Consider the following 21706-nt stretch of genomic DNA (forward strand, 5'->3'; position numbering starts at 1 on the left):
CGGATTACTGGATCAGCCGCAGCTGGTTGATGGCGCCCGCGATCGACTGGAACGCCGCGTCAAGCTCGGAGCCGCGCACGTCGTAGTAATGCGCGGGCGACGAGGCGCAGTTGCGCATCTCGGTCTCGCCGTTGCTGCCGGCGTCGAAGGCGATGGTGAAGACGATGATGTCGTTGGCCCGTGCCGTGTCGCAGGCCGCATAGAAGTTCTGAAGGTTCTGGTTGCGGTAGGAGCTGGTGGTGCGGCACCCCTGTCCGTTGCAGTCGCCCGAGCTGCTCTGATGCGCCAGTTCCTCGGTGTGGTTGAGGAAGATGTCGCCGGTGTCCGTGGCACTGATCGGCGCCTGCGTCCGGTCGATGAAGTTCGGACGGATCTGGTCGGTGATGTTGCCGTCGGTCATCAGGACGACGACCTTGAGCGTCTCGGGATCGTCGTAGGTCGCGGGGCGGTCGTTGAACTCGGCGGGCACGATGCCGGCCGACGAAAGCTGCTGCACCGCCCAGTTGCTGCCGGGATCGAGCAGCCACATCCCCCAGAGCATCCCGTAATGGGTGCCGGTGCCGTCGTGCAGGCGCATCCTGTCGATGTAGTTGTGCAGGACCGTCTCGCTGTTGGACAGGTAGTAGATGGCCGAGGAGTTCTCGCCCACGCTGCTGTCGCCTTCCAGCGGGCACCAGCCCCAGTCCATCGTGGGGTTGTCTATGGCCCAGTTGTGGAAATGCGGAACCTGCGCGAAACTTCCGCCCTGCGGAATGGCGGGCGACGAGAAGTCGGAGGTGTCGAGTTCGATGCAGCTGGAGCGCGGGTGGTCGCGCAGCTCGGTGACGGTGTTTCCGTCAGCGTCCTGGTATTCGACATACATGCGCGTGCCGCCGGCGCTGTTGAAGATCGCGCTGCCGGGGTTCACCTGCCCCGCGTAGGGAACGATGGAGATTGTCGTCGTCTCGAAACGGTCGCCCTCGAGCACGCGGGTCACGAAGCTGCGCGCGGCCGGGCGCAGGCGGTCGATGCGCGGCATCCCGTCCTCGTCGTTGAAGCGCATCGAGCCCGACACGTCGAGCACGAGCGAGACCTCGACGTTGGGAATGATCTCCTCGGCTGCGCCCTCGGCCGGCGATGTCAGCACGCGCACGCCGAACATGTGCATGAACAGCGTGTTGATCTCGAGCTCGGCATAGGCGTTCACGCGGCGGTAGTTCACGCCCTGATCGACATTGACGTTGAGACGGTAGTTCTGCAGGCCGGAGACGTCGAAGTAGTTCTCGACGACATCGACGGGGTTCAGCGGCTGCGTCACCGAGGCGGCGGCGAGCACGGCGCGGTCGAGCGTGTATTGCAGCTGCGCGCGCTGCGTCTCGTAGCGCATGATGTCGACCGCGATGCCGCCGACGGCGACCATCAGCACGAAGATGAGCAGTGCGAATGTGGTGATCGTGCCGTCTTCGCGGTGGACGAAGCTTTTCATGAGGTTCGGTCCGCGCAGGACCCTGGGGAATCGGTTGCCGATGTTGAACGCGTCCAGGCGCATCGCGCCCTCCTGTTTACTGCCGGGGTGCTACAAAGACCGCACCGCTGGAGCCGCGACTGTCCGATGGAACCGCGGCAAAATTTTGTCCGCGCCGGGCTTGAAAATGGGTCCTTCGCGGCGGATTGCGGGCCGTCCCCGCAGGCGGGTTCCGGGCGAAAAGGCGGAATTTCGGGTTGTGTCCCGCGCCATGCTCGTGCGTTTCATGGGGCAAGGCCCGGCAGCGCCGCCCCGAGGGCGGGTTCAGGCAGGTACGGGCGGGAACGGGAGGAGGGACCCATGTCCATGCCGACGAACGAGCCGAGCTTCCGGCAGTCAGTCGATCTGATGTTCAACCGCGCCGCGGCGCTTCTGGACCTGCCGCCGGGGCTGGAGGAGAAGATCCGCGTCTGCAACGCCACCTATACCGTGCGCTTCGGCGTGCGCCTCAGGGGCGAGATTCGGACCTTCACCGGCTACCGGTCCGTTCACTCCGAGCACATGGAGCCGGTCAAGGGCGGCATCCGCTACGCGCCCACCGTCAACCAGGACGAGGTCGAGGCGCTGGCGGCCCTGATGACCTACAAGTGCGCCCTGGTCGAAACGCCCTTCGGCGGCTCCAAGGGCGGGCTGTGCATCGACCCGCGCCACTACGAGCCGGACGAGATCGAGAAGATCACCCGCCGCTTCGCCTACGAGCTGATCAAGCGCGACATGATCAACCCGGCCCAGAACGTGCCCGCGCCCGACATGGGCACCAGCGAGCGCGAGATGGCCGTCATCGCCGACCAGTACAACCGGATGAACACCACCGACATCAATGCGCGCGCCTGCGTGACCGGCAAGCCGATCCACGCCGGCGGCATCCAGGGCCGGGTCGAGGCGACGGGCCGCGGCGTTCAATACGCCCTGCAGGAGTTCTTCCGCCACCCCGAGGACGTGAAGCGCGCGGGCCTTTCGGGCAGCCTGGACGGCAAGCGCGTGATCGTCCAGGGGCTCGGCAACGTGGGCTACCATGCCGCGCTGTTCCTCAGCCAGGAGGACGGATGCAGGATCACCCATGTCATCGAGCGCGACGGCGCCATCGAGAACTCCGACGGCATCGACATTCCCGCGCTGCGAGACTGGATCACCCGCCACGGCGGATTGAAGGACTTTCCCTTCGGCACCTACCACGCGGAGGGCCAGAGGGTTCTGGAGGCCGACTGCGACATCCTCATCCCGGCCGCGCTGGAGGGCGTCATCAACATGCACAACGCCGCCGCGATCCAGGCGCCGCTGATCATCGAGGCCGCCAACGGCCCGATCACCGCCGGGGCCGACGAGGTCCTCAGCCACCGCGGCAAGGTCATCATCCCCGATCTCTACGCGAACGCGGGCGGCGTCACGGTGTCCTATTTCGAATGGGTCAAGAACCTCAGCCACATCCGCTTCGGCCGGATGCAGCGCCGCCAGGAGGAATCGCGCCACCAGCTCATCGTCAACGAACTGGAGCGGCTTTCGGCGGATACCGGGATCGGCTGGCAGCTGACGCCGGACTTCAAGGAGAAGTACCTGAAGGGCGCGGGCGAGCTGGAGCTGGTGCGCTCGGGTCTCGACGACACCATGCGCGGCGCCTACCAGTCGATGCGCGAGATCTGGTGGGAACGCGACGACGTGAAGGACCTGCGGACCGCCGGGTTCCTCGTTGCCATCGAGCGTGTCGCCAAGGGCTACCAGGAAAAGGGGATCTAGCGGCCGCCCCCCTCGCGTTCGGCCAGCATCACCTTGATCAGTTCCGCCACCGCCTTGCCTTCGCCGCGTGCGGTGGCGCCGCCGACCGCGACGCGGCGTCCCGCACGCCACCACAGGCCGGGGGCGTAGGCGCGGCCCGCGGGCTCCTTCAGGTGCACGAGGAACCCCGCCGCGGGCTTGAAGGCGAAGGCGCTGTTGTCCACGCGGTCAACGTTGTCGATGGCGCAGAGCTGCCGTCCGCCTTCCTCGCGCAGCTCGCGCCGCGTGAGCTGGAGGACCACGCCCGTCGCCTGCCAGACGCGCCACGACCACCACAGGCTGAGGGCGCCCAGAAGCACGAGAAAGGCAAGCCACACGAGGTCGGCCGGCGGATGGGCGGCGGCGAGGTAGACGAGGATCAGGCCGAGGATGCCGGTCACGCCCGCCGCGAAGACCCGGCGCGCGGGCTTCGGCGTGATGCTCACGAGAACTTCGTCCGGATCGGTCTTGCGGTTGCGGTTCGCCATGCGCCGCCCCTTAGCCTGTCCCGCGCGGCTTGACGAGGGGCAAGGCGCCGATCCCTCCACCGCCGCACAGGTCCGGTTCGCCGGTGCCGGATTGCCGCGCGGCGCGCGACCGCCTATCTGCGTCGCATCGCATATCATCGCCGCATCCGGGAGGCGCGCCATGTCCATCAGACCGATCCTCGAGACCCGCCGCGCGCAGCCGACGATGGAGGGCGCGGGCGTCCACCTGCACCGCGCCTTCGGCTTCCAGGACCCGACCGAGCTGGACCCCTTCCTCCTGTTCGACGATTTCCGCAACGATGACCCGTCGCGCTACCGCCAGGGGTTCCCGTGGCACCCGCATCGCGGCATCGAGACGATCACCTACGTCCTGGAAGGCACGGTCGAGCATTCCGACAGCCTCGGCAACACCGGGCGGCTCGGGGCTGGATCGGTCCAGTGGATGACGGCGGGCTCGGGCATCCTCCACCAGGAGATGCCTCTGGGCAACGCGAAGGGGCAGATGCACGGCTTCCAGCTGTGGGGCAACCTGCCCGGCGCGATGAAGATGACCGCGCCGCGATACCAGGACATCCAGGGCGCCGAGATCCCCGAGGTGACGGACGACGACGGCACCCATGTGCGCGTCATCACCGGCGAGTTCTGGGGCAAGCGCGGCCCGGTGGACGGGATCGCGGCCGATCCGCAATACCTCGACGTCACCGTGCCCGCGGGCGTGCGCAAGACCTTCCGCATCGATACCTACCGCCGCGCCTTCGCCTATGTCTTCCAGGGGGCGGGGGTGTTTTCGGACGCCTCGGCGCCGTCGGGCGTGCTGCTCGAGAAGGAGGTGATGGGCCGCGAGGTGAACATCCGCGACCTCTCGGGCGACCGGACGCTGGTCCGCTTCGGCACGGGCGACGAGGTGACGGTGCAGGCGGGCCCCGAAGGCGTGCGCTTCCTCCTGATCTCGGGCGCGCCGATCGAGGAGCCCGTGGCGTGGCACGGCCCCATCGTGATGAACACGCAGGCCGAGCTGCAGCAGGCGATGCGCGACCTGCGCAACGGCACGTTCATCCAGCCGGCGCATTGATAGCGGCGGCTCTGGCCCCGCGCGCGCGGGGCCGCTAGAAGGCGTGCCATGCTGAACACCGTCATCCACGGCGCCGACGGGGCGCTGCCGCCGCTGCTGATCGCCCATGGTCTTTTCGGGTCGGCCCGGAACTGGGGCGTGATCGCGCGGCGTCTCGCCGAGGGCCGCAAGGTCATCGCGGTCGACATGCGTAACCACGGCGACAGCCCGTGGTCGGACCGCCACCGCTATCCCGACCTCGCTGCCGACCTCGCCGAGGTGATCGCGGCGCATGGCGGACGCGCCGATGTGGTGGGCCACTCGATGGGCGGCAAGGCCGCGATGGCGCTGGCGCTGGCGCATCCGCAGACGGTCCGCCGCCTCGTCGTGGCCGACATCGCACCGGTCGCCTACGGCCATTCCCAGCAGCCCATGATCGACGCGATGCGCGCGGTCGACCTCGGCGCGGTCCACTCCCGCAGGGACGCCGACGCGCAGCTTGCGGCCCTCGTGCCAGAGGAGGGGGTGCGCGCCTTCCTGCTGCAATCGCTCGACGTGGCGGGCAAGCGCTGGCGGCTTAACCTCGACGCGCTGTCGGCCGAGATGCCCGCGATCGTCGGCTGGCCCGACATCGCCGGCACGTTCGAGGGGCCCGCGCTGTTCCTGTCGGGCGCGGCATCCGACTATGTCAGGCCCCAGGACCGCGAGGCGATCAAGGCGCTGTTTCCCGGCGCGAGGTTCGCGAAGATCCCCGGCGCGGGCCATTGGCTTCATGCCGAGAAACCGCGGGAATTCGAGGCGACGCTGCGCGCCTTCCTCGGTCCCTGAGCCGGCGGCCCTCCTGCGCCCCCCGCAGCGGCGCGGCCCGGTCCGGGTGCGCCGACCCGCCCAGGATGTGGCATCTTTGCCAAGATGCGGCAGCGGCCGGTTGCATTTTACGCAATATCTGGTTGTCCGCCCCATGTCTGGCGGTGTATCCGGGCCTTGGTGCTAGGACGCGGATGCATCGACTGACGAACGGGGTTCCGGCCATGCCGGGCCCCGTTTTCCGTTCTCGGGTGTCGATGGTCGTGCCTGCATGCCCGGCGGAGGGCATCCGCGACAGCAGGCATTCGCGGCGGGCGACGCCGAAACGGGAAAAGGCGCCAGGTGCTTGGACGCGGTCCTTGCATCGCCTGACGCCTTCCCGAACTGTCGCTGACGGATGCAGGATCCGTGCCGCCCAGCCCGTAGGAGCCACCACCTCGCGGCGGAAACCCCCCGACCCTTCGACCGTCGCCAGTCTCGGGCCGTCCGATTCGCCCTTTTTCGGTTCGGCACGGCGCGCAGACCCTGAAGCCCCGCCTTCGTCCCTGACCGATCCTCGGGCCCGTTCGGTTCGGTCCGGGTCAGACCCGTTCCGTCCCGCCGATCGCCCCCGGAAGGCCTCTCGAACCCCGCGACCTGTCCGAAAACCGTCGCGGTAAGAAGACATTCGCCAGTGCGGCCGCCCACGGCAAGCGCGGAGCAGTGCAGCATGAAACTTTCCTGTGCATGGAACGGGGGGCAACCATGTGAGCGACCGCTTGGCGCACCGCTTTTGTGACGCCCGGCCAGAGCCTTGGCGCTCCGGTGGATAAGCCCCTGTTCAGGCGACGTTTTTCTGCGCCTGCAAAGGGCGCGCGAGGGGTCCGGCACCCTTCGCGCCCCGAATCGGTGGCCGCGACGGACCTGTCAGACCTCGGGCTCGCCGGGGCGGGGCGTCCTGTCCGTCCGCTCGACGCGCGTCTCGTCCCAGTTCGGGTCGTTCTTCTTGGTCATCCGCGAGATCGCGTAGGCCGCCGGCCAGCCGAGACCGAAGCCGATGACGGCCGCCACGAAGATCGTGACCCATCCGTAATAGCCGAGCGTGAAGGCGATGATGACGATCGTGCCGGTCAGAACTGCGCCGGTCATGAGCGTAAGAAGATTGCTGAGACGGTCCATCGTGTCCTCCTTTGACAGGACAACGTGGAGCGGTCGGGCAGGGTTCCGCCGCGCGCGGGGGGCGGAGGGCGTGCGGCCGCCCCTCAGCCGTCCATCTTCAGCGCGTTGATGAAGGCCGATTGCGGGATCTCGACCTTGCCGAACTGGCGCATCTTCTTCTTGCCGGCCTTCTGCTTGTCCAGAAGCTTGCGCTTGCGGGTCGCGTCGCCGCCGTAGCACTTGGCGGTCACGTCCTTGCGCAGCGCCGCGAGCGTCTCGCGCGCGATGACACGGCCGCCGATCGCCGCCTGGATCGGGATCTTGAACATGTGGCGCGGGATCAGCTCTTTCAGCTTTTCACACATCGCCCGGCCGCGCATCTCGGCGCGGTCGCGGTGGACCATCATCGACAGGGCGTCCACTGGCTCGTCGTTCACGAGGATCTGCATCTTCACCAGATTGTCCTGCCGGTAGCCGATCATCTGGTAGTCGAAGCTGGCATAGCCCTTCGTCACCGACTTCAGCCGATCGTAGAAGTCGAAGACCACCTCGTTCAGCGGCAGGTCGTAGACGACCATCGCCCGCGTGCCGGCATAGGTCAGGTCCAGTTGCTCGCCCCGCCGGTCCTGGCAGAGCTTCAGCACGTCGCCGAGGTAGTCGTCCGGCACGAGGATCGTGGCCTTGATGCGCGGCTCCTCGACATGATCGACGGTGGCGGGGTCGGGCATGTCGGCGGGGTTGTGCAATTCCACCATGCTCCCGTCGCGCATGTGGACGTGGTAGACCACCGAGGGCGCCGTCGTGATCAGCTCGATGTCGTATTCGCGCTCCAGCCGGTCGCGCACGACCTCCAGGTGCAGAAGCCCCAGGAACCCGCAGCGGAAGCCGAAGCCGAGCGCGGCCGACGTCTCCATCTCGTAGGTGAAGGAGGCGTCGTTCAGCGCGAGCTTCTCGATCGCGTCGCGCATGTCATCGAAGTCGTTGGTGTCGACCGGGAAGAGGCCGCAGAAGACGACCGGCACGGAGGGCTTGAAACCCGGCAGAGCCTCGGCGCAGGGCTTGCGCTCGTGGGTGATCGTGTCGCCGACCCGCGTGTCGCGCACCTGCTTGATCGAGGCGTTGAGATAGCCGATCTCGCCCGGTCCCAGTTCCTGCACGGCGGTCATCGCGGGGCGGTAGACGCCCACGTCGTCCACGTCGTAGGTGCCGCCCGTCTTCATCATGCGGATGCGGTCGCCCTTCTTCAGGGTGCCGTCGATGATGCGCACGATACAGATGACGCCGAGATACTGGTCGTATTTGGAATCGACCAGCATCGCCTTCAGCGGAGCGTTCCGGTCGCCGTCCTTCGGCGGAGGCAGGCGGGTGACGATGGCCTCCAGCACGTCGGGAATGCCGAGACCGGTCTTGGCCGAGATTTCCACGGCGTCATGCGCCTCGATTCCGATGACATCCTCGATCTGCTCCTTCACGCGGTCGGGCTCGGCGGCGGGAAGGTCGATCTTGTTGAGGACGGGCACGATCTCGTGGTCGGCGTCGATGGCCTGGTAGACGTTGGCGAGCGTCTGCGCCTCGACGCCTTGCGATGCGTCGACGACCAGAAGCGAACCCTCGACCGCCTGCATCGAGCGCGAGACCTCGTAGGCGAAGTCGACGTGGCCGGGCGTGTCGATGAGGTTCAGGATATAGGTGTGGCCGTCCTTCGCGGGATACTCGATGCGGACGGTGTTGGCCTTGATGGTGATCCCGCGCTCTCGCTCGATGTCCATCGCGTCGAGCAGCTGCTCCTTCATGTCGCGCTCGGCGACGGTGCCGGTCAGCTGGATCAGCCGGTCGGCCAGCGTGGACTTCCCGTGGTCGATATGGGCCACGATGGAGAAGTTGCGGATGCGGGAGAGCTCGGTCATGGACGGCGCCTGCAAGGGTCGGTTGCAGGGGAGATAGCGGAGAGGCCGGTCGGAGGGAAGGGGACGGACGTCTCTATCGCCGGCTCAGAAATTCCCGCGAAACACCGTCCGCGTCTGCGCCTGCTCCCCCAGCGCCGCGACGAGCGCGAGGCCATCCGTCGTCGGCCGCCCCTCGGCGTCGATCCAGTCGCGGCGGCGCGCGATGGTCTCGGCATCGCTCGCCGTGCTGCGCCCGACATGGGCCGCGAACGCAAGAATTCGGCTGCGGATGTCCTGCTCGGTCTCGGTCATGGTCGCTCTACCCGTGTGGCTCGCCATCTGGCGTGCGAGAAAGGGTAGCGCGGCGGCGCCGGGGTCAAGTCCGCGCGACATGCCTGACAAGAACAGACTGTCATCCCTTGGGGCGAGGCGGAGGGTGTGCTCGCAGCCCCGCACGCCCGCGTCGAGGGTGGCGCCCGGTCTGCACGACGCCACGATCAGGATCGTCGGCGCGCCTCATGCCTCGGGCGAGACGCAGGAGGCGGCCGCGAACTGGTCGTGGTCGACAGGCTGGAGGACCGGCGCGTCCGGCTGCGCATGCGGGCGGAACGAGGCGCGCCAGGCGCGTCATTCGACAGGTGGCAGGACATCGCGCGAAACCATCGTCCTGAGCGAGAAGCTGGAGCGCGTGGCGCGGATGCCGGGGACATGGACCAGATCGTCCTCGAGAAACCGGTCGAAGGCGCGCAGGTCGGGCGCCACCACCTTCAGCAGGATGTCCCGCGTGCCGGTCATCAGGTGGCACTCGACCACCTCGTCGAAGCGGCGGATCGCCGTCTCGAAGGCGCGCAGGGTCTCGTGGCTCTGCCGCTCGAGCTCGACGAAGATGAAGACCGTCAGCGGATAGCCCAGCTTGGTCGCGTCCACCCGCGCCCCGTAGCCGGTGATCACGCCGTCCTCCTCCAGTCTGCGGAGGCGCCGGGCGCAGGGCGTGGGCGTCAGGCCGACGCGCTCGGCCAGCTCCGTGACCGACAGGCGGCCGTCCCGCTGCAATTGGGTGATGATCCGGGTGTCGATGCGGTCCATTGGCGGATTCCCCCACGATTTCACAACATCATAGCGGAAAGCGGTCGCCTCGGCGACTGCGGGAGCGCGTTTTTGGCGAAACGCGCTGCGCGCTCGGGCGTAGCATCGGGGCATCGAGCGAAACCGGCAGGAGGTGCCCCATGCAGATCGAAGAGATTTCCGTTCCGACCCACGAGACCGTGCTGCGGGTCCGCGACGCGGATGCGGGCCTTCGCGGCTTCATCGCGCTGCACTCCACCGCGCGCGGGCCCGCCGCGGGGGGCCTGCGGATGCGCGCCTACGCCAGCGAGGACGCGGCGCTGGCCGACGTGCTCGCGCTGAGCCGGGGCATGACGCTGAAGAACGCGGCGGCGGACCTGCCGCTGGGGGGCGGCAAGGCGGTGATCCTCGGCGATCCGGCCGGGCGGACCGAGGCGCAGCTTCGCGCCATGGGCCGGGCCATCGCCACGCTCGAGGGACGCTACTGGACTGCCGAGGACATGGGGATGTCGCCCGCCGACATGGCCGTGATCCGCGAGGAGACGCGCTTTGTCGCGGGGCTTCCGGACGGGCCCTTCGCCTCGGGCGACCCCTCGCCCCGGACGGCGCGGGGCGTGTTCTACGCGATGCGCGTCGCCGCCGAGCGGCGGCTGGGAAGCCGCGTGCTCGAGGGACGGCGCGTCGCCGTGCAGGGGCTCGGCCATGTCGGCTGGCACCTCGCCAAGCAGCTGCGCGCTGCGGGCGCGGACCTCGTGGTGGCGGACGCCGATCCTGCGCGGGCGGCACAGGCGGCGCAGACTTTCGCGGCCGAAACCGTCGCGCCCGACGCCATCCTGACCGCGCCCGCCGACATCCTCGCGCCCTGCGCGGTCGGCGGCATCATCGACGAGGAGACGGCGCACACGCTTGCCGCCAGCGTCGTCTGCGGCGCGGCCAACACGCAGCTCGCCTCGGACGCCGCCGGAGACATCCTGCATCGTCGCGGCGTCCTCTTCGTGCCGGACTACATCGCGAATGCCGGCGGGATCGTGAACGTCGCCGCCGAGATCCTGCAGATCCCCGACCGGGTGCATTTCGTCACCGGCAAGCTCGCCGCGCTGGAGGACATGACCGGCCTCATCCTGCACCGCGCGGCCGACGAGGGCGTGGGGCCCCACCGCGTCGCCGACAGGATCGTTGCAGCGCGGCTGCAGGCGGCGAAAAGGGTCGCCTGAGGTCCCCGGTCTCCGTTGCCTGGCGCAGTCGTCTCTGGCATTTTGCGCGCGCGATGCGGACGGAAGATCCGCGCGCGCGTGCAGTTCTTGTCGAGGCAAAAGATACATGCGGACCACCCTTTTCAGGGCCGCCATCGCGGCCGTCTTCTTGGCGGGATCGGGCGTCGTCGCGCCCGCCGCCTACGCAAACCCCATCGAACGCGCCTGCATCCAGTCCGACAGGCCCGGCGTGTCGCTCACGCTCTGCCGCTGTATCGGCGACGCGGCGGGCATGACCCTGTCGCGGTCGGACATGCGCATCGGCGCGCAGTTCTTCCGCGATCCCGGCCGCGCACAGGAGGTGCAGCTGTCGGACACCCGCCGGAACGACGATTTCTGGCGCCGCTGGCAGCAGTTCGGATCGACCGCCGAGGCGCTCTGCAGCTAGGCGAGGCGTCGCGCCCATGCGGCCGACGCGGCCTCGATCAGGTCGAGCGCGCCCTCGAAGTCGTGCGTGTAGTAGGGGTCGGGCACATCGCCGCCGCCCAGGGGCTCGAGGAACAGGGCAAGCTGCGCGCCACCCGAGGCCGGCGCCATCGCGGCGAGGTCATCGAGGTTGCGCGCGTCCATGGCGAGGATCAGGTCGAACCGCGGGAAATCCTCGGGCGCGACCTGGCGCGCGCGCTGTCCCGACAGGTCGTAGCCGCGCGCCCGCGCCGCCGCGATTGCAGGGCCATGGGGCGGCGCGCCGACATGCCAGCCGCCCGTGCCTGCGCTGTCGATCCGCGCATCGGGCAGACGCGCGCGCAACACCGCCTCCGCCGTGGGCGAGCGGCAGATGTTGCCAAGGCAGACGCAGAGGATACGCTGGGCCGGGGTCATGGCCGCGAGGCTCGCAGGTTCGAAAGGCAGGCGCAATGAGACAAGGGACCGGGGGACGGCGTTGAGGCGGATCGTGATCCTGACGGGCGCGGGCGTCTCGGCCGAAAGCGGCCTCGGGACGTTTCGCGACAAGGGTGGGCTCTGGACGCGCCATGACCTTTCGCAGGTCGCCACGCCCGAGGGCTTCGCGGCCAATCCCGCGCTGGTCCACGACTTCTACAACGCAAGGCGCGCCAATGCGCTCGACGCCGCGCCGAACGCGGCGCACGCCGCGCTCGCACGGCTCGTCCGCGACCATCCCCGCGACGTGACGCTCGTGACGCAGAACATCGACGACCTGCATGAACGCGCGGGCACGCCCGGCGTGATCCACATGCACGGGCAGATCATGCGCGCGCTCTGCGCCGCCTGCGGAGCGCGCTGGGACGCCCCGCGCGCGATGGCGCCTGGCGATCCCTGCCCGGCCTGTGCCGCGCCGCGGACGCGCCCCGATATCGTCTGGTTCGGCGAGATGCCCTATCACATGGAGCGCATCGTCGAGGCGCTGGAGGCCGCGGATCTCTTCGTGGCCATCGGCACCTCGGGCGAGGTCTATCCGGCGGCGGGCTTCGTCGACATCGCAGCCGCGGCGGGGGCCGAGACGCTGGAGATCAACCTCGAGCCGACGCCGGTTCCCGGCCGCTTCGACCGCACGATCTCGGGGCCCGCGACGCAGGCCGTGCCCGGTTGGGTGGCGGAGCTTGGCGCCGGGGCTTGACCCGGCGGCGCACCGTCCGCGCCGCCGGAAAGGGACCGGTTGCCGGTCTGCCGCCGTCCGACGCCCGCAGCCTCGCTACCGCGCGTTGTCCACGGGGACGGTCACGGTCATCTCGCCCGCGCCTGCGAAGGTCAGGGTCAATTCGATTTCGTCGCCCTGCGCCAGCGACCGGGTCAGGCCCAGGAACATGACGTGCATGCCCCCGCGCTGGAGCGCGGTCGCCCCGCCGGCGGGAACGGCGAAGCCCTCCTCGACATGGACCATCCGCATGATGTCGCCGTCCATGACATGGGTGTGCAGCTCCACGCGCTCGGCCACGTCCGAGGCGGCGGCGAGCAGTCGGTCGTCGGTCGCGCCGTCATTGACGATCCGCATGAAGGCCGCGCCCGATCGCGCGGCGGGGCCCGCGGCGCGGGCGTAGGGGTCCTCGACCGTGACCTGCGCCGCGGCCAGAGTGGGAAGAACAAGGGCGCAGGCGCCCGCGAGCATGGCGGTTTTCAGGGACATGTCTCTCTCCGTGTGTCCGTGATGTCTGGAAGGTTGGCGGGATCAGGCCGCGGCGGGCGGTCCGCGTCCATGCCCGCCCATGCGCCATGACGACGCGGCGGAGAGAGAGGGGAGAAAAGGCGACAGAACGCCCCCGGCCGAGCGTATGTCGCGTGGCATCGCGAGGTCCGGGGCCGGCGCGGCGGCGCCCAGCGTGCAGTCGAGGCAGGGCGGCTTGCGCGCCTCGACCGGGTCGCCGGCGCCGTCGAAAAGGGGCAGGCCATCCGCGGCAAGGACCACGGGCGCGGCGTCCGCCCCGCAGAACGACCCCTGCGCCGCCATCTGCCCGCGCGCCGAGGCCGCGCCGATGCCTGTCACGGTCATCAGGAGCGTCAGCAGGATCAGAAATGACGCGCGAAGGACTGCCATGACGGTCCAGATATGCCGCGCCGCGCCGGGGCGCGCTGCGGCAAATGGGCTCCCGCACAAAGCGAAGCGCCCCGCTGGGCGGACCTGCGGGGCGCGTGATCGCATCGTCTTTGAGCGGGCCTCAGGCCTGCGCGGCGGTCTCGGCCTGCGCGGCCTGCGCCTTCTCGATGTCGCGCTTGATCTTCATCGCCTTGGGCGACAGTTCGCGCTGCTTGGCGCGGGTCAGGAAGGCGTCGAGGCCGCCACGGTGGTCGACCGAGCGGAGGGCTGCGTTCGAGATCCGCAGCTTGAAGCGGCGGCCCAGGATGTCCGAGCCAAGCGTCACCTCGGTGAGGTTGGGCAGGAAGCGGCGCCTCGTCTTGTTGTTGGCGTGGCTGACATTGTTGCCAACCATGGGGCCCTTGCCGGTCAGTTCGCAGACACGCGACATGATCTTGTCCTCGTCGTTGCGGGGGCGGCGGAAAGGCCGCGGCCACCGGAAACCAAAAGGGCGCGGAGGGAGGCTCCACGCCCGGAAATCTGCGCGGGGGATAAGCGGGGGGCGTGATGGTGTCAAGGCGGGAATCGTCTCGCGGCCCCTGCATTTGCCCGTCCGCGCGAATGCGGGCAGAGTGCAGCGAAAGACCCCCGTGCAGGGCGACAGGGCAGGCCATGGGCAGCAAGATCACCGAGACGGAGCTCTATCCGCCCGTCAAGTCCTTCCTCGAATCCCTCGGCTACGAGGTGAAGGCCGAGATCGGCCCGGCCGACGTCATGGCCGTCCGCGACGGCGCGCCGCCCGTCATCGTCGAGCTCAAGACCGGCTTTTCGCTGACGCTGTTCCACCAGGGGATCGCCCGGCTGTCGGTCTGCGATGACGTCTATCTCGCCGTGCCGCGCGGATCCGGGCGGCGGTTTCTCAGGGCGCTCTCGGAGAACGTGCGGCTGGCGCGGCGGCTGGGCCTCGGCCTTCTGACCGTGCGTCTGGAGACCGGCCTCGTGGAGGTGCATTGCGATCCCGGTCCCTACGCGCCACGGAAATCGGCGCGGCGGGCGCACGCGCTTCTGGGCGAGTTCGCGCGGCGGCGCGGCGACCCCAACCTTGGCGGCGCGCGGGGCGGGCGTGTCACCGCCTACCGGCAGGACGCGCTGGCCTGCGCCGCGCATCTTGCCGCACGCGGCGCATCGAAGGGCGCGGCGGTGCGCGACGCCACCGGCGTCACGCGGGCGACGGCGATCATGCGCGACAATCATTACGGCTGGTTCGTGCGGATCGGGACGGGCATCTACACGTTGTCCGAGGCCGGCACGGAGGCCGTCGATGCAGACTGAGTTCGAGATCGAGACGCGGGGCCCCGGCCTGACCGAGGTCACGCGGCCTGTCGCGCGATGGGTCGCGGGGCAGGGCGACGGCCTTCTGACACTGATGGTGATGCACACCTCCGCCAGCCTTCTGATCCAGGAAAATGCCGACCCCGACGTGCGCCGCGACCTTCTGGAATTCCTGCGGCGCCTCGTGCCCGCCGGCGACGATCCCTCGATGCGCTGGCTGACGCATGTCCTCGAGGGGCCCGACGACATGCCCGCACATATCAAGGCGGCGCTTCTGCCCGTCTCGCTGCAGGTGCCGGTGGCGGGCGGGCGCCTGCGTCTTGGGACCTGGCAGGGGATCTACCTCGTCGAACACCGCGCGGCCCCGCATGTCAGGCGCGTCGCCGCGCATTTCCTGCCGGATGGGGGTGGCAGGTGAGTCCGATTGGCCACCCCTCATCTGGTGGCCGTCTTTTCCCGCTACCCAACGTTTGCCCCCATCCCTATAGTGACGGTGCTGAAGTGGCCGAATGGCCCAATAACCGTGGCAGGCGCCGCGTTGTCCGCGGCGGGAACGACTAGGAAAGGGGACGCCGATGCGCTGCCCGTTTTGCGGAAACGTGGACACCCAGGTGAAGGATTCGCGGCCCGCGGAGGATCATGTCGCGATCCGCAGGCGCCGCTTCTGCCCGGCCTGCGGGGGGCGTTTCACGACCTACGAGCGGGTGCAGCTTCGCGATCTCGTCGTCATCAAGTCGACGGGCAAGCGCGAGGATTTCGATCGCGACAAGCTGGAGCGTTCGGTGCGCATCGCCCTGCAGAAGCGCCCCGTGGAGCCCGAGCGCGTGGATCAGATGGTCTCGGGCATCGTGCGCCGCCTCGAAAGCATGGGCGAGACCGACATTCCGTCCAAGACGATCGGCGAGATCGTAATGGAGCGTCTGGCGGCGATCGACAGCGTCGCCTACGTCAGATTCGCGAGTGTCTACAAGAACTTCCAGGCAACCGACGATTTCGAGGACTTCCTCGCCGAGCTGCGCCCCCCGATCCCGCCCGGCGGCTGAGCCATGCCTGCCGAGGACGACCGGCGCTGGATGCGGCTGGCGCTTTCGCTCGGTCGGCGGGGGCTGGGCAACGTCTGGCCGAACCCGGCGGTGGGCTGCGTCATCGTACGGGACGGCCGCGTCCTTGGGCGGGGCTGGACCCGGCCTGGCGGGCGGCCCCATGCCGAGCGCGTGGCGTTGAACGAGGCGGGGCCAGCCGCCGCCGGGGCTACGGCCTATGTCTCGCTCGAACCCTGCAACCACACGGGCCTGACGCCGCCATGCAGCGAGGCGCTGGTCGCCGCCGGCCTCGCGAGGGTCGTTGTGGCCGTCGCCGACCCCGACCCCCGGACTGCCGGCGGCGGGATCGCACGCCTCGAGGCCGCCGGCATCGACGTGGAATGCGGCCTGCTGGCGGAGGAGGCGCTGCGCGACCACGCGGGCTTTTTCGCGCGCATCGTGACAGGCCGTCCGTATCTTGCCCTCAAGCTCGCCTCGACACTCGACGGGCGCATCGCCACGGCCACGGGCGAGAGCCGCTGGATCACCGGTCCGATGGCGCGCCACTGGGTCCACGGGCAGCGCCTTGCGTATGACGCGGTGATGGTGGGCGCGGGGACGGCGCGGCAGGACGACCCGATGCTGACGGTCCGCGGCTACGGCGAGGTGCCGCAGCCGGTGCGCATCGTCCTGTCGCGGCGGCTGGACCTGCCGCGGGCGGGCAGACTGGCCGCGAGCGCGCGGGACGTGCCGCTCTGGCTGCTCCACGGGCGCGAGGCTCCCGAGGCCGCGCGCGCCGCGTGGCGGGACACCGGCGCGCGCCTGATCGAGGTGCCGTCCGTGGCCGAGGGGCAGGTGGACCTCGCCGCGGCGCTGGCCGCGCTGGGGAAGGCGGGATTGACGCGCGTTTTCTGCGAAGGCGGCGGCACGCTGGCGGCGGCGCTTCTTGCAAGCGACCTCGCGGACGAACTGTCCGTCGTGACGGCCGGCGCCGCGATCGGCGCCGAAGGCGTGCCGGGCGTCGGCGCGATGGGCGTGGCGTCGCTGTCGGAGGCGCCGCGCTTCCGGCTGGCGGAGACGCGCAGTCTTGGCGGGGACGTCCTGAGCCGGTGGACGCGGCGCTGACGCCGGATTTGCTAGCTACCGGTAAAATGTCCGAAAAACGCAATTAATCTGTGGATACAATTGTATAACCCAAGCTACGCATGGGATAAATGCTATCGCCGCCACGCCCATGACTGCCCCGAGAACCAGCCCTGCAGCTTCGCCAGCAGCTTGAGCCGGGGTTCCTGCGCAAGACCTGCGCCGGTTTGCAGACGCTCCACCGCGACCTCCACCGGGCAGGGCAGGCCCGTCGCGGGGTCGTGGTAGCGCGGGTAGGCGATGAGGGTCGCATGGACAAGCGCCGCCAGCGACGGGCGCGCCCTGCGCCGCGCGGGAACCGGGCCCAGGTCGGTGCTGAGACCCCAGCCCGCATAGAACGGCGCGCCGAGCGTGGTGACGGGAACGCCCCGCACGAGCGCCTCGAAGCCGAGGCCCGAGGTCATCGTCACGACCCGGTCCGCGCGCTCCAGCAGGGCCGCGGGATCGGTGCCGTTCGCGACGTGGTCGGCGATGCCCACGAGCGCCTCGATCGGGACCGCCCCCTTGCGCAGGCCCGCCTCGACGTCGGGATGCGGCTTGTAGACGAGGTAGCCCTGCGGATGCAGCCGCCGCGCCGTGCGCAGAAGTTCGAGGTTGGTCGCGACCTCGCCTGCGCCGGTCAGGATCGAGGCGTCGTCCTCGACCTGGCCGGGCACGAGGATCAGCGGCCGCCCCTCCGGCGCTTCGGGAAGGGGTCCGTCGGCGGGCAGGTTGTACTTGGTGATCCGCCCGCGCCTGAGCGCCGCGATCAGCCTTTCCGCGCGCAGAAGCCGCGCCTGTGGGCGCTCGGCCGCCTCTGCGATCAGTCGCTCCAGCCGGCTTTCGCGCGTCGGATCGTAGTAGATGCCGAGGTCGTCCTGCACGAGCGACAGCGGCGGCACGAGGCTGGCGCCAAGCCCGCGCGAGCGCAGGAAGCCGTCCTCGACCCGCAAGAGCGGCCTTTCGGCGCGGGCACAGGCGCGGCGCAGTTCCTCGCTTTCGCGGCCGGCCCAGACCTGCACGGGCCGCTCGGCCTCGGCAGCCTTCGCGACGTCCTCGAAATGGGTGATCCTGCCACCCGCGCCGCCGAAGAACGCGCCGTGATGCGGCCGTTTCCACGCCCTCATGCCCACCGCGGCGTAGCCGTCGCGGTCCTCGCGCCATGCCCGGGCCGCGGCCTCGAGCATCCCCAGCGCGTCCTCGACCGTGCAGAGCCGGTCGCGGCAGGGATCGTACCAGACCGGGTAGAGGACCAGCGCCGCGGCGGCGAGTTGCGCCCGCGTCAGCCTGCGGCCGCGCCGTTCCGGCACGGGACGGCGATCGTCGGTCAGGCCCCAGCCCGCGTAGAAGGGGACGCCGAAGGTGACGGGCCTGTGTCCGGCGAGGATCGCCTCGAAGCCCAGCTGGCTCGAGACGGTGTAGACGGCGCGCGCGTGTTCGAAGAGCCGCGATGGCGAGACCGGCCGCGTGTCGATCTCGACGCCGTGCGGAAGGTTCGCGGGATCGAAATGGCCGGGCCTGTGGCCCGCGACCGTTTCGGGATGCGCCTTGATGACGATCCTTGCGTCGGGGTGGTCCTGCCGCGCCCATGTCAGCATCTCGGCGAAGCTGAGGTCGTTGGCCTGTCCGAGCGGGATCGAGGCGTCCCCGCGCGTCTGGTCCACCACAAGCACGAAGCCCGGTTCGGGCGGGTCGAGGCCGGGATCGACGGCGGCGTATTTCGTCAGGTGCCCTTCCTGCATCCGCGCAACGGCCTCGCGCGCCCGGTCGAGGAGAACGGTGTTGTCCAGCGGGTGCCGCGCGAGGATCGTCTCGAGGTCGGAGGGGCGTGTCGCGTCGAAATGCGTGCCGGTCCTGTCGATCACGAGCCCGAGGGGCGCATCGCCGCTGCGGCCGGGATGCAGCGAGCGCAGGAACGCGTCCTCGACCCGCACGAGGTGCGCGCCGGTCGCCTTCGCGGCCGCCTCGCCGCGCGCGGCATGGGGCGAATGGCCCCAGACGAGGACGTCATCCTCGCCGCCGGGCTTGCCCAGCCGCAGGTCGTAGCCCGCGAGCTTGAGGATGCGCCGGACGCGGGCATCGGTGAGGAAGCCCGCGTTGAAGTGGTATGCCACGCGCCGGGAGGCGGGCGCGCGGCCGTCCTCCTCGCCGAGGCCGTCCGGGCGGGCCGGGGGCGGAACGGCGCCGTCGGTCGTGTCGATTGGCCGGTCCGCCGATGGCATCCGCCTAGTCGGAAGCGCTGGAGATCGAGTTGGCAAGCCCCGCGGTGCTCGAGAGCGTGCCGGTCAGCGAGCTGATGGCGTTGTTCCACTGGCTGATCGGCGCGGCGGTGACGTAGACCGTGTCCTCGTCCCGGATCAGGAAATCGCGCGCTTCGAACATGCCCGTCGGCGCCGTCAGGTCGAGGACGTAGACGAAGCGCTGCGGCCCGACGAGGTCGGCGCGCCCGAGGATCGCGTTGGCCATCTCCGCCGGTTCGTAGCGCAGCACGAAGACCCCCGCGGGGTCCGCGAGGCGCGGGTTGAGGCCACCGACCGACGCGATCGCCTCGAGCGCCGAGATGCTCTGCTGCTGGAATTCGACGATGTTCTGCTGGCCCGTCGCCCCGAGCGCGATGAACGAACGGCTGTCGTTCTCCACGAAGATGCGGTCGCCGGCGCGAAGCGCGATGTCGGCGGCGTTCGAGCGGAAGATGTCCTCGTACCAGACGGTGGCCGAATGGCCGCCGCGCACGATCGTGACCTGTGCGGTCTCGGGTTCGATGGCGACGCCGCCGGCGGCGGCCAGCATCCCAGACAGCCGGGCCGTGGGCCGCTGGATGGGGTAGATGCCCTGCGAATTCACCGATCCCGACACCGAGACGGTCGCGCCATCGCCGGCTTCGCGGCGGACCACGACCTGCGGATCAGGCGTCTGCTGGTCGAGGTTGCGCGTGATCGTCTCGCGCAATTGCTCGACCGTGTTGCCCGCGGCGCGGATGCGCCCCGCGTAGGGAATGAAGATGAAGCCCGATCCGTCGACCTGCACCGCGTCGATCAGGGCCGCGTCGCCGTCCTGTCCGGTCAGAAGGCCGTCGCTCACGTTCTCGTAGATCGTCAGCGCCAGCCGGTCGCCGGGGCGGATCACCTCGGTGTCGGGCGAGCTTGCGTTCGCCAGCGTCGCGGGAAAGCCGAGCGCGGGCACGGCGGCCGTGATCGAGTTCACGCGGCGGTTCACCTCCACCACGAAGGCGTCGCCCTCGTTCTGGACGGAGCCTGCGAAGATCTCGTTTCGGGTGGGGCCGGACCGCGGCAGCAGCGCACAGGACGACGCCGCCGAAACGACGATGAATAGTGCGGCCATGCGGCCGGCACGTGAGACCAGCGATGTCACGGAGTTCGCTCCTCGTCTGCCTGAAACTGCCTCGAAGTCTTTTTATTGACGCCACCCTAGCCACAAAGGGCTTGTCGGGGAAGACCTTGCTTACCTGACGGCCTGCAGGTGTTGCCTTGGTGCAGGCCGTCCTTCGTCCAGCGCGTCGTAGGCGTCCTCGGGGGACAGCATCAGGTCCACGACCTGCCGCAGAAGCTGCCGCCGCCCGCGCGCCGAATAGAAGCTGCCCGTGATCTGCGAGGTCTCGAGGAGGTAGTGGCGGAAATCGCGGTAGGCGCGGCTGTCGGGACGGACCGGATCGCGGAAGAACGCGGCGAGCGGCTGGTCCGAGACGAACTCGGGCTTGCGGTAGACGGCCTGCCCGAAGCACTTCAGCGGCAGGCCCCGCCAGAGCGCCTGCTGTCCCGCTGTGGAATTGACGGTCACGGCCGAGCGCGCGTCGTCGAGAAGGCCGGCAAGCTTGCCGCCGCGCACGAAATGCACGCGGTCGCCAACGCCCTGCGCCTTCGCGATGCGGCGGATGTCGGACTGCACCGGGACGCGGCCGTCCTCCAGCGGGTGGGCCTTGAAGACGAGGTGGTGATGACCGGGCGCGCCCTCGGCGAAGCCGCGGATGACGGCCTCCACGAAATCGGCCTGCGTGCCGAACGGCCCGTGGTCGCGGAAGCTCGCGTCATGCTCCAGCTGGAGGAGCGCGAGGTGATAGGGGAACCCGCCGGTCTTGACGGCGCGCGTGGCCAGGACCCGGTCGAGCCAGTGCAGCGGCATCAGGGCGAGGCGGCGCAGGTAAAGGCGGAACTCGGCGGCGACGGTCAGGCTGCGGTGCGGGCGGACGGCGGCATAGCGGCGGTTCGCGACAAGCACGAGCCAGTGATAGAGCGCGCCGTAGAAGATGTGGTGGCGCAGTTCGCCCCAGCGCGCGGGCGCCTCGGGCAGGTCGAGGTCGAGACCTTCAAGCGCGCGGCGCATGTCCGCCACGGACCGTTCCATGACGCGGGAATGGCCATTCGCGCCACCGCGCTCGTAGGTGATCCACCAAGGCCTCAGATAGCCCTCCTCGAAGACGTGCACGGTGATGTCGCGGTCCCGCGCCGCCCGGATGGCCGCGGCATGGATCGGCCGCGTGTCGCCGTAAAGGACAAGGTCCGTGACGGCGTTCGCCTCCAGCAGCGCCGCGATCCGGTCCGGCCAGCCCTCCAGCGGCGCGGTCTGCGCGATGTAGCTCGCGCGGTCGGGCCAGAACGCATCGTCGCCCCGGTTGAAGCCGACCCGAAGCGTGCGCGCCCCGGCCGCCTTCAGCTGCCGCGAGAGGCGGTGGAAGAACGGACCGTGCGGCCCTTGCAGGAACAGGAAGACGCGTGTGTCGTGGCGCTGGGCCATCGCCCCTCTCGTGCCCCTCTCGTCGGTGGAACGGGGCGAGTTAAGCCCACGGCGGCGCGAAA

At 69.6% G+C, this 21706-nt stretch carries 23 protein-coding genes; 10 read left to right on the forward strand and 13 right to left on the reverse strand.

Annotation, left to right across the window (positions count from 1 at the left end):
• Positions 1 to 4 precede the first annotated feature (4 nt).
• Positions 5 to 1528 carry a Tad domain-containing protein gene (locus P6F26_RS03080; protein ID WP_278027175.1) on the reverse strand — a complete coding sequence of 508 codons (1524 nt, stop codon included), beginning with the start codon at positions 1526 to 1528 and terminating at the stop codon, positions 5 to 7.
• 282 nt (positions 1529 to 1810) lie between these two features.
• Between P6F26_RS03080 and P6F26_RS03085 the strand changes: the two genes are divergently transcribed.
• Positions 1811 to 3238: a Glu/Leu/Phe/Val family dehydrogenase gene (locus P6F26_RS03085; RefSeq protein ID WP_278027244.1), complete on the forward strand. Its 1428-nt coding sequence runs from the start codon at positions 1811 to 1813 to the stop codon at positions 3236 to 3238.
• On the opposite strand, the gene P6F26_RS03090 is transcribed toward P6F26_RS03085, so the two are convergent.
• Positions 3235 to 3744, reverse strand: coding sequence for a hypothetical protein (locus tag P6F26_RS03090; RefSeq protein ID WP_278027176.1), 510 nt, complete (start codon positions 3742 to 3744; stop codon positions 3235 to 3237). The genes P6F26_RS03085 and P6F26_RS03090 overlap by 4 nt on opposite strands.
• Positions 3745 to 3904: 160 nt before the next feature.
• On the opposite strand from P6F26_RS03090, the gene P6F26_RS03095 reads away from it, so the two are divergent.
• Both P6F26_RS03095 and P6F26_RS03100 read left to right on the forward strand, forming a co-directional pair.
• Positions 3905 to 4816, forward strand: a complete 912-nt coding sequence (locus P6F26_RS03095; RefSeq protein ID WP_278027177.1) for a pirin family protein — start codon at positions 3905 to 3907, stop codon at positions 4814 to 4816.
• Positions 4817 to 4864: 48 nt separating this feature from the next.
• Positions 4865 to 5623, forward strand: a complete 759-nt coding sequence (locus P6F26_RS03100; protein ID WP_278027178.1) for an alpha/beta fold hydrolase — start codon at positions 4865 to 4867, stop codon at positions 5621 to 5623.
• 885 nt (positions 5624 to 6508) lie between these two features.
• Here P6F26_RS03100 and P6F26_RS03105 read toward each other — a convergent pair.
• The 4 genes from P6F26_RS03105 to P6F26_RS03120 form a co-directional block, all read right to left on the reverse strand.
• Positions 6509 to 6760 (reverse strand): hypothetical protein, encoded by a 252-nt coding sequence (locus tag P6F26_RS03105; RefSeq protein WP_278027179.1) that lies wholly within the window; start codon positions 6758 to 6760, stop codon positions 6509 to 6511.
• Positions 6761 to 6843: 83 nt separating this feature from the next.
• Positions 6844 to 8646 carry a translation elongation factor 4 gene (gene lepA / locus P6F26_RS03110; RefSeq protein WP_278027180.1) on the reverse strand — a complete coding sequence of 601 codons (1803 nt, stop codon included), beginning with the start codon at positions 8644 to 8646 and terminating at the stop codon, positions 6844 to 6846.
• 84 nt (positions 8647 to 8730) lie between these two features.
• Positions 8731 to 8937 carry a hypothetical protein gene (locus tag P6F26_RS03115; RefSeq protein ID WP_278027181.1) on the reverse strand — a complete coding sequence of 69 codons (207 nt, stop codon included), beginning with the start codon at positions 8935 to 8937 and terminating at the stop codon, positions 8731 to 8733.
• A 315-nt stretch (positions 8938 to 9252) separates the two neighbouring features.
• A complete protein-coding gene (locus tag P6F26_RS03120; RefSeq protein ID WP_278027182.1) occupies positions 9253 to 9711 on the reverse strand; it encodes an Lrp/AsnC family transcriptional regulator in 459 nt (152 codons plus the stop codon).
• A gap of 140 nt (positions 9712 to 9851) precedes the next feature.
• On the opposite strand from P6F26_RS03120, the gene P6F26_RS03125 reads away from it, so the two are divergent.
• Together P6F26_RS03125 and P6F26_RS03130 are read left to right on the forward strand one after the other, a co-directional pair.
• Entirely contained in the window at positions 9852 to 10904 is a 1053-nt protein-coding gene (locus tag P6F26_RS03125; RefSeq protein ID WP_278027183.1) for a Glu/Leu/Phe/Val family dehydrogenase, read from the forward strand.
• Between the two features lie 106 nt (positions 10905 to 11010).
• On the forward strand, positions 11011 to 11331 hold the full coding sequence (locus P6F26_RS03130) for a hypothetical protein (protein ID WP_278027184.1): 321 nt from the start codon (positions 11011 to 11013) through the stop codon (positions 11329 to 11331).
• On the opposite strand, the gene P6F26_RS03135 is transcribed toward P6F26_RS03130, so the two are convergent.
• A complete protein-coding gene (locus P6F26_RS03135) occupies positions 11328 to 11765 on the reverse strand; it encodes a low molecular weight protein-tyrosine-phosphatase (protein ID WP_278027185.1) in 438 nt (145 codons plus the stop codon). The two genes, P6F26_RS03130 and P6F26_RS03135, sit on opposite strands and share 4 nt — an antisense overlap.
• A 61-nt stretch (positions 11766 to 11826) precedes the next feature.
• On the opposite strand from P6F26_RS03135, the gene P6F26_RS03140 reads away from it, so the two are divergent.
• Positions 11827 to 12522: an NAD-dependent deacylase gene (locus P6F26_RS03140; RefSeq protein ID WP_278027186.1), complete on the forward strand. Its 696-nt coding sequence runs from the start codon at positions 11827 to 11829 to the stop codon at positions 12520 to 12522.
• Between the two features lie 75 nt (positions 12523 to 12597).
• On the opposite strand, the gene P6F26_RS03145 is transcribed toward P6F26_RS03140, so the two are convergent.
• The 3 genes from P6F26_RS03145 to rpmB all read right to left on the reverse strand — a co-directional run bounded on the left by P6F26_RS03145 (position 12598) and on the right by rpmB (position 13867).
• On the reverse strand, positions 12598 to 13029 hold the full coding sequence (locus tag P6F26_RS03145) for a copper chaperone PCu(A)C (RefSeq protein WP_278027187.1): 432 nt from the start codon (positions 13027 to 13029) through the stop codon (positions 12598 to 12600).
• 42 nt (positions 13030 to 13071) lie between these two features.
• Positions 13072 to 13437 carry a hypothetical protein gene (locus P6F26_RS03150; protein WP_278027188.1) on the reverse strand — a complete coding sequence of 122 codons (366 nt, stop codon included), beginning with the start codon at positions 13435 to 13437 and terminating at the stop codon, positions 13072 to 13074.
• A gap of 121 nt (positions 13438 to 13558) precedes the next feature.
• Positions 13559 to 13867, reverse strand: a complete 309-nt coding sequence (gene rpmB / locus P6F26_RS03155; RefSeq protein WP_278027189.1) for a 50S ribosomal protein L28 — start codon at positions 13865 to 13867, stop codon at positions 13559 to 13561.
• 221 nt (positions 13868 to 14088) lie between these two features.
• Here rpmB and P6F26_RS03160 point away from each other — a divergent pair, with 221 nt between their 5' ends.
• From P6F26_RS03160 to ribD, 4 genes are all read left to right on the forward strand, one after another.
• Positions 14089 to 14748, forward strand: a complete 660-nt coding sequence (locus P6F26_RS03160; protein WP_278027190.1) for a DUF2161 domain-containing phosphodiesterase — start codon at positions 14089 to 14091, stop codon at positions 14746 to 14748.
• Positions 14738 to 15166 (forward strand): secondary thiamine-phosphate synthase enzyme YjbQ, encoded by a 429-nt coding sequence (locus tag P6F26_RS03165; RefSeq protein ID WP_278027191.1) that lies wholly within the window; start codon positions 14738 to 14740, stop codon positions 15164 to 15166. The genes P6F26_RS03160 and P6F26_RS03165 overlap by 11 nt, the downstream gene beginning before the upstream one ends.
• 157 nt (positions 15167 to 15323) lie before the next feature.
• Positions 15324 to 15791, forward strand: a complete 468-nt coding sequence (gene nrdR / locus P6F26_RS03170; RefSeq protein WP_278027192.1) for a transcriptional regulator NrdR — start codon at positions 15324 to 15326, stop codon at positions 15789 to 15791.
• Positions 15792 to 15794: 3 nt separating this feature from the next.
• Positions 15795 to 16895, forward strand: coding sequence for a bifunctional diaminohydroxyphosphoribosylaminopyrimidine deaminase/5-amino-6-(5-phosphoribosylamino)uracil reductase RibD (gene ribD / locus P6F26_RS03175; protein WP_278027193.1), 1101 nt, complete (start codon positions 15795 to 15797; stop codon positions 16893 to 16895).
• Positions 16896 to 16987: 92 nt separating this feature from the next.
• Here the strand turns inward: ribD and P6F26_RS03180 are convergent, their stop codons facing one another.
• The 3 genes from P6F26_RS03180 to P6F26_RS03190 all read right to left on the reverse strand — a co-directional run bounded on the left by P6F26_RS03180 (position 16988) and on the right by P6F26_RS03190 (position 21644).
• Positions 16988 to 19114 carry a capsule polysaccharide biogenesis protein gene (locus P6F26_RS03180; RefSeq protein ID WP_278027194.1) on the reverse strand — a complete coding sequence of 709 codons (2127 nt, stop codon included), beginning with the start codon at positions 19112 to 19114 and terminating at the stop codon, positions 16988 to 16990.
• 4 nt (positions 19115 to 19118) lie between these two features.
• Positions 19119 to 20234: a polysaccharide biosynthesis/export family protein gene (locus P6F26_RS03185; RefSeq protein WP_278027195.1), complete on the reverse strand. Its 1116-nt coding sequence runs from the start codon at positions 20232 to 20234 to the stop codon at positions 19119 to 19121.
• A 120-nt stretch (positions 20235 to 20354) separates the two neighbouring features.
• Positions 20355 to 21644, reverse strand: a complete 1290-nt coding sequence (locus tag P6F26_RS03190) for a capsule polysaccharide biogenesis protein (protein WP_278027196.1) — start codon at positions 21642 to 21644, stop codon at positions 20355 to 20357.
• Between the last annotated feature and the right edge of the window lie 62 nt (positions 21645 to 21706).

The organism is Roseicyclus salinarum, assembly GCF_029624655.1.
Lineage (GTDB): Bacteria > Pseudomonadota > Alphaproteobacteria > Rhodobacterales > Rhodobacteraceae > Roseibacterium > Roseibacterium salinarum.

Coding starts and splice junctions, on each gene's coding strand:
- P6F26_RS03080 (WP_278027175.1), bottom strand. CDS start 1,528: ATGCGCCTGGACGCGTTCAACATCGGCAACCGATTCCCCAGGGTCCTG.
- P6F26_RS03085 (WP_278027244.1), top strand. CDS start 1,811: ATGCCGACGAACGAGCCGAGCTTCCGGCAGTCAGTCGATCTGATGTTC.
- P6F26_RS03090 (WP_278027176.1), bottom strand. CDS start 3,744: ATGGCGAACCGCAACCGCAAGACCGATCCGGACGAAGTTCTCGTGAGC.
- P6F26_RS03095 (WP_278027177.1), top strand. CDS start 3,905: ATGTCCATCAGACCGATCCTCGAGACCCGCCGCGCGCAGCCGACGATG.
- P6F26_RS03100 (WP_278027178.1), top strand. CDS start 4,865: ATGCTGAACACCGTCATCCACGGCGCCGACGGGGCGCTGCCGCCGCTG.
- P6F26_RS03105 (WP_278027179.1), bottom strand. CDS start 6,760: ATGGACCGTCTCAGCAATCTTCTTACGCTCATGACCGGCGCAGTTCTG.
- lepA (WP_278027180.1), bottom strand. CDS start 8,646: ATGACCGAGCTCTCCCGCATCCGCAACTTCTCCATCGTGGCCCATATC.
- P6F26_RS03115 (WP_278027181.1), bottom strand. CDS start 8,937: ATGACCGAGACCGAGCAGGACATCCGCAGCCGAATTCTTGCGTTCGCG.
- P6F26_RS03120 (WP_278027182.1), bottom strand. CDS start 9,711: ATGGACCGCATCGACACCCGGATCATCACCCAATTGCAGCGGGACGGC.
- P6F26_RS03125 (WP_278027183.1), top strand. CDS start 9,852: ATGCAGATCGAAGAGATTTCCGTTCCGACCCACGAGACCGTGCTGCGG.
- P6F26_RS03130 (WP_278027184.1), top strand. CDS start 11,011: ATGCGGACCACCCTTTTCAGGGCCGCCATCGCGGCCGTCTTCTTGGCG.
- P6F26_RS03135 (WP_278027185.1), bottom strand. CDS start 11,765: ATGACCCCGGCCCAGCGTATCCTCTGCGTCTGCCTTGGCAACATCTGC.
- P6F26_RS03145 (WP_278027187.1), bottom strand. CDS start 13,029: ATGTCCCTGAAAACCGCCATGCTCGCGGGCGCCTGCGCCCTTGTTCTT.
- P6F26_RS03150 (WP_278027188.1), bottom strand. CDS start 13,437: ATGGCAGTCCTTCGCGCGTCATTTCTGATCCTGCTGACGCTCCTGATG.
- rpmB (WP_278027189.1), bottom strand. CDS start 13,867: ATGTCGCGTGTCTGCGAACTGACCGGCAAGGGCCCCATGGTTGGCAAC.
- P6F26_RS03160 (WP_278027190.1), top strand. CDS start 14,089: ATGGGCAGCAAGATCACCGAGACGGAGCTCTATCCGCCCGTCAAGTCC.
- P6F26_RS03165 (WP_278027191.1), top strand. CDS start 14,738: ATGCAGACTGAGTTCGAGATCGAGACGCGGGGCCCCGGCCTGACCGAG.
- nrdR (WP_278027192.1), top strand. CDS start 15,324: ATGCGCTGCCCGTTTTGCGGAAACGTGGACACCCAGGTGAAGGATTCG.
- ribD (WP_278027193.1), top strand. CDS start 15,795: ATGCCTGCCGAGGACGACCGGCGCTGGATGCGGCTGGCGCTTTCGCTC.
- P6F26_RS03180 (WP_278027194.1), bottom strand. CDS start 19,114: ATGCCATCGGCGGACCGGCCAATCGACACGACCGACGGCGCCGTTCCG.
- P6F26_RS03185 (WP_278027195.1), bottom strand. CDS start 20,234: ATGGCCGCACTATTCATCGTCGTTTCGGCGGCGTCGTCCTGTGCGCTG.
- P6F26_RS03190 (WP_278027196.1), bottom strand. CDS start 21,644: ATGGCCCAGCGCCACGACACACGCGTCTTCCTGTTCCTGCAAGGGCCG.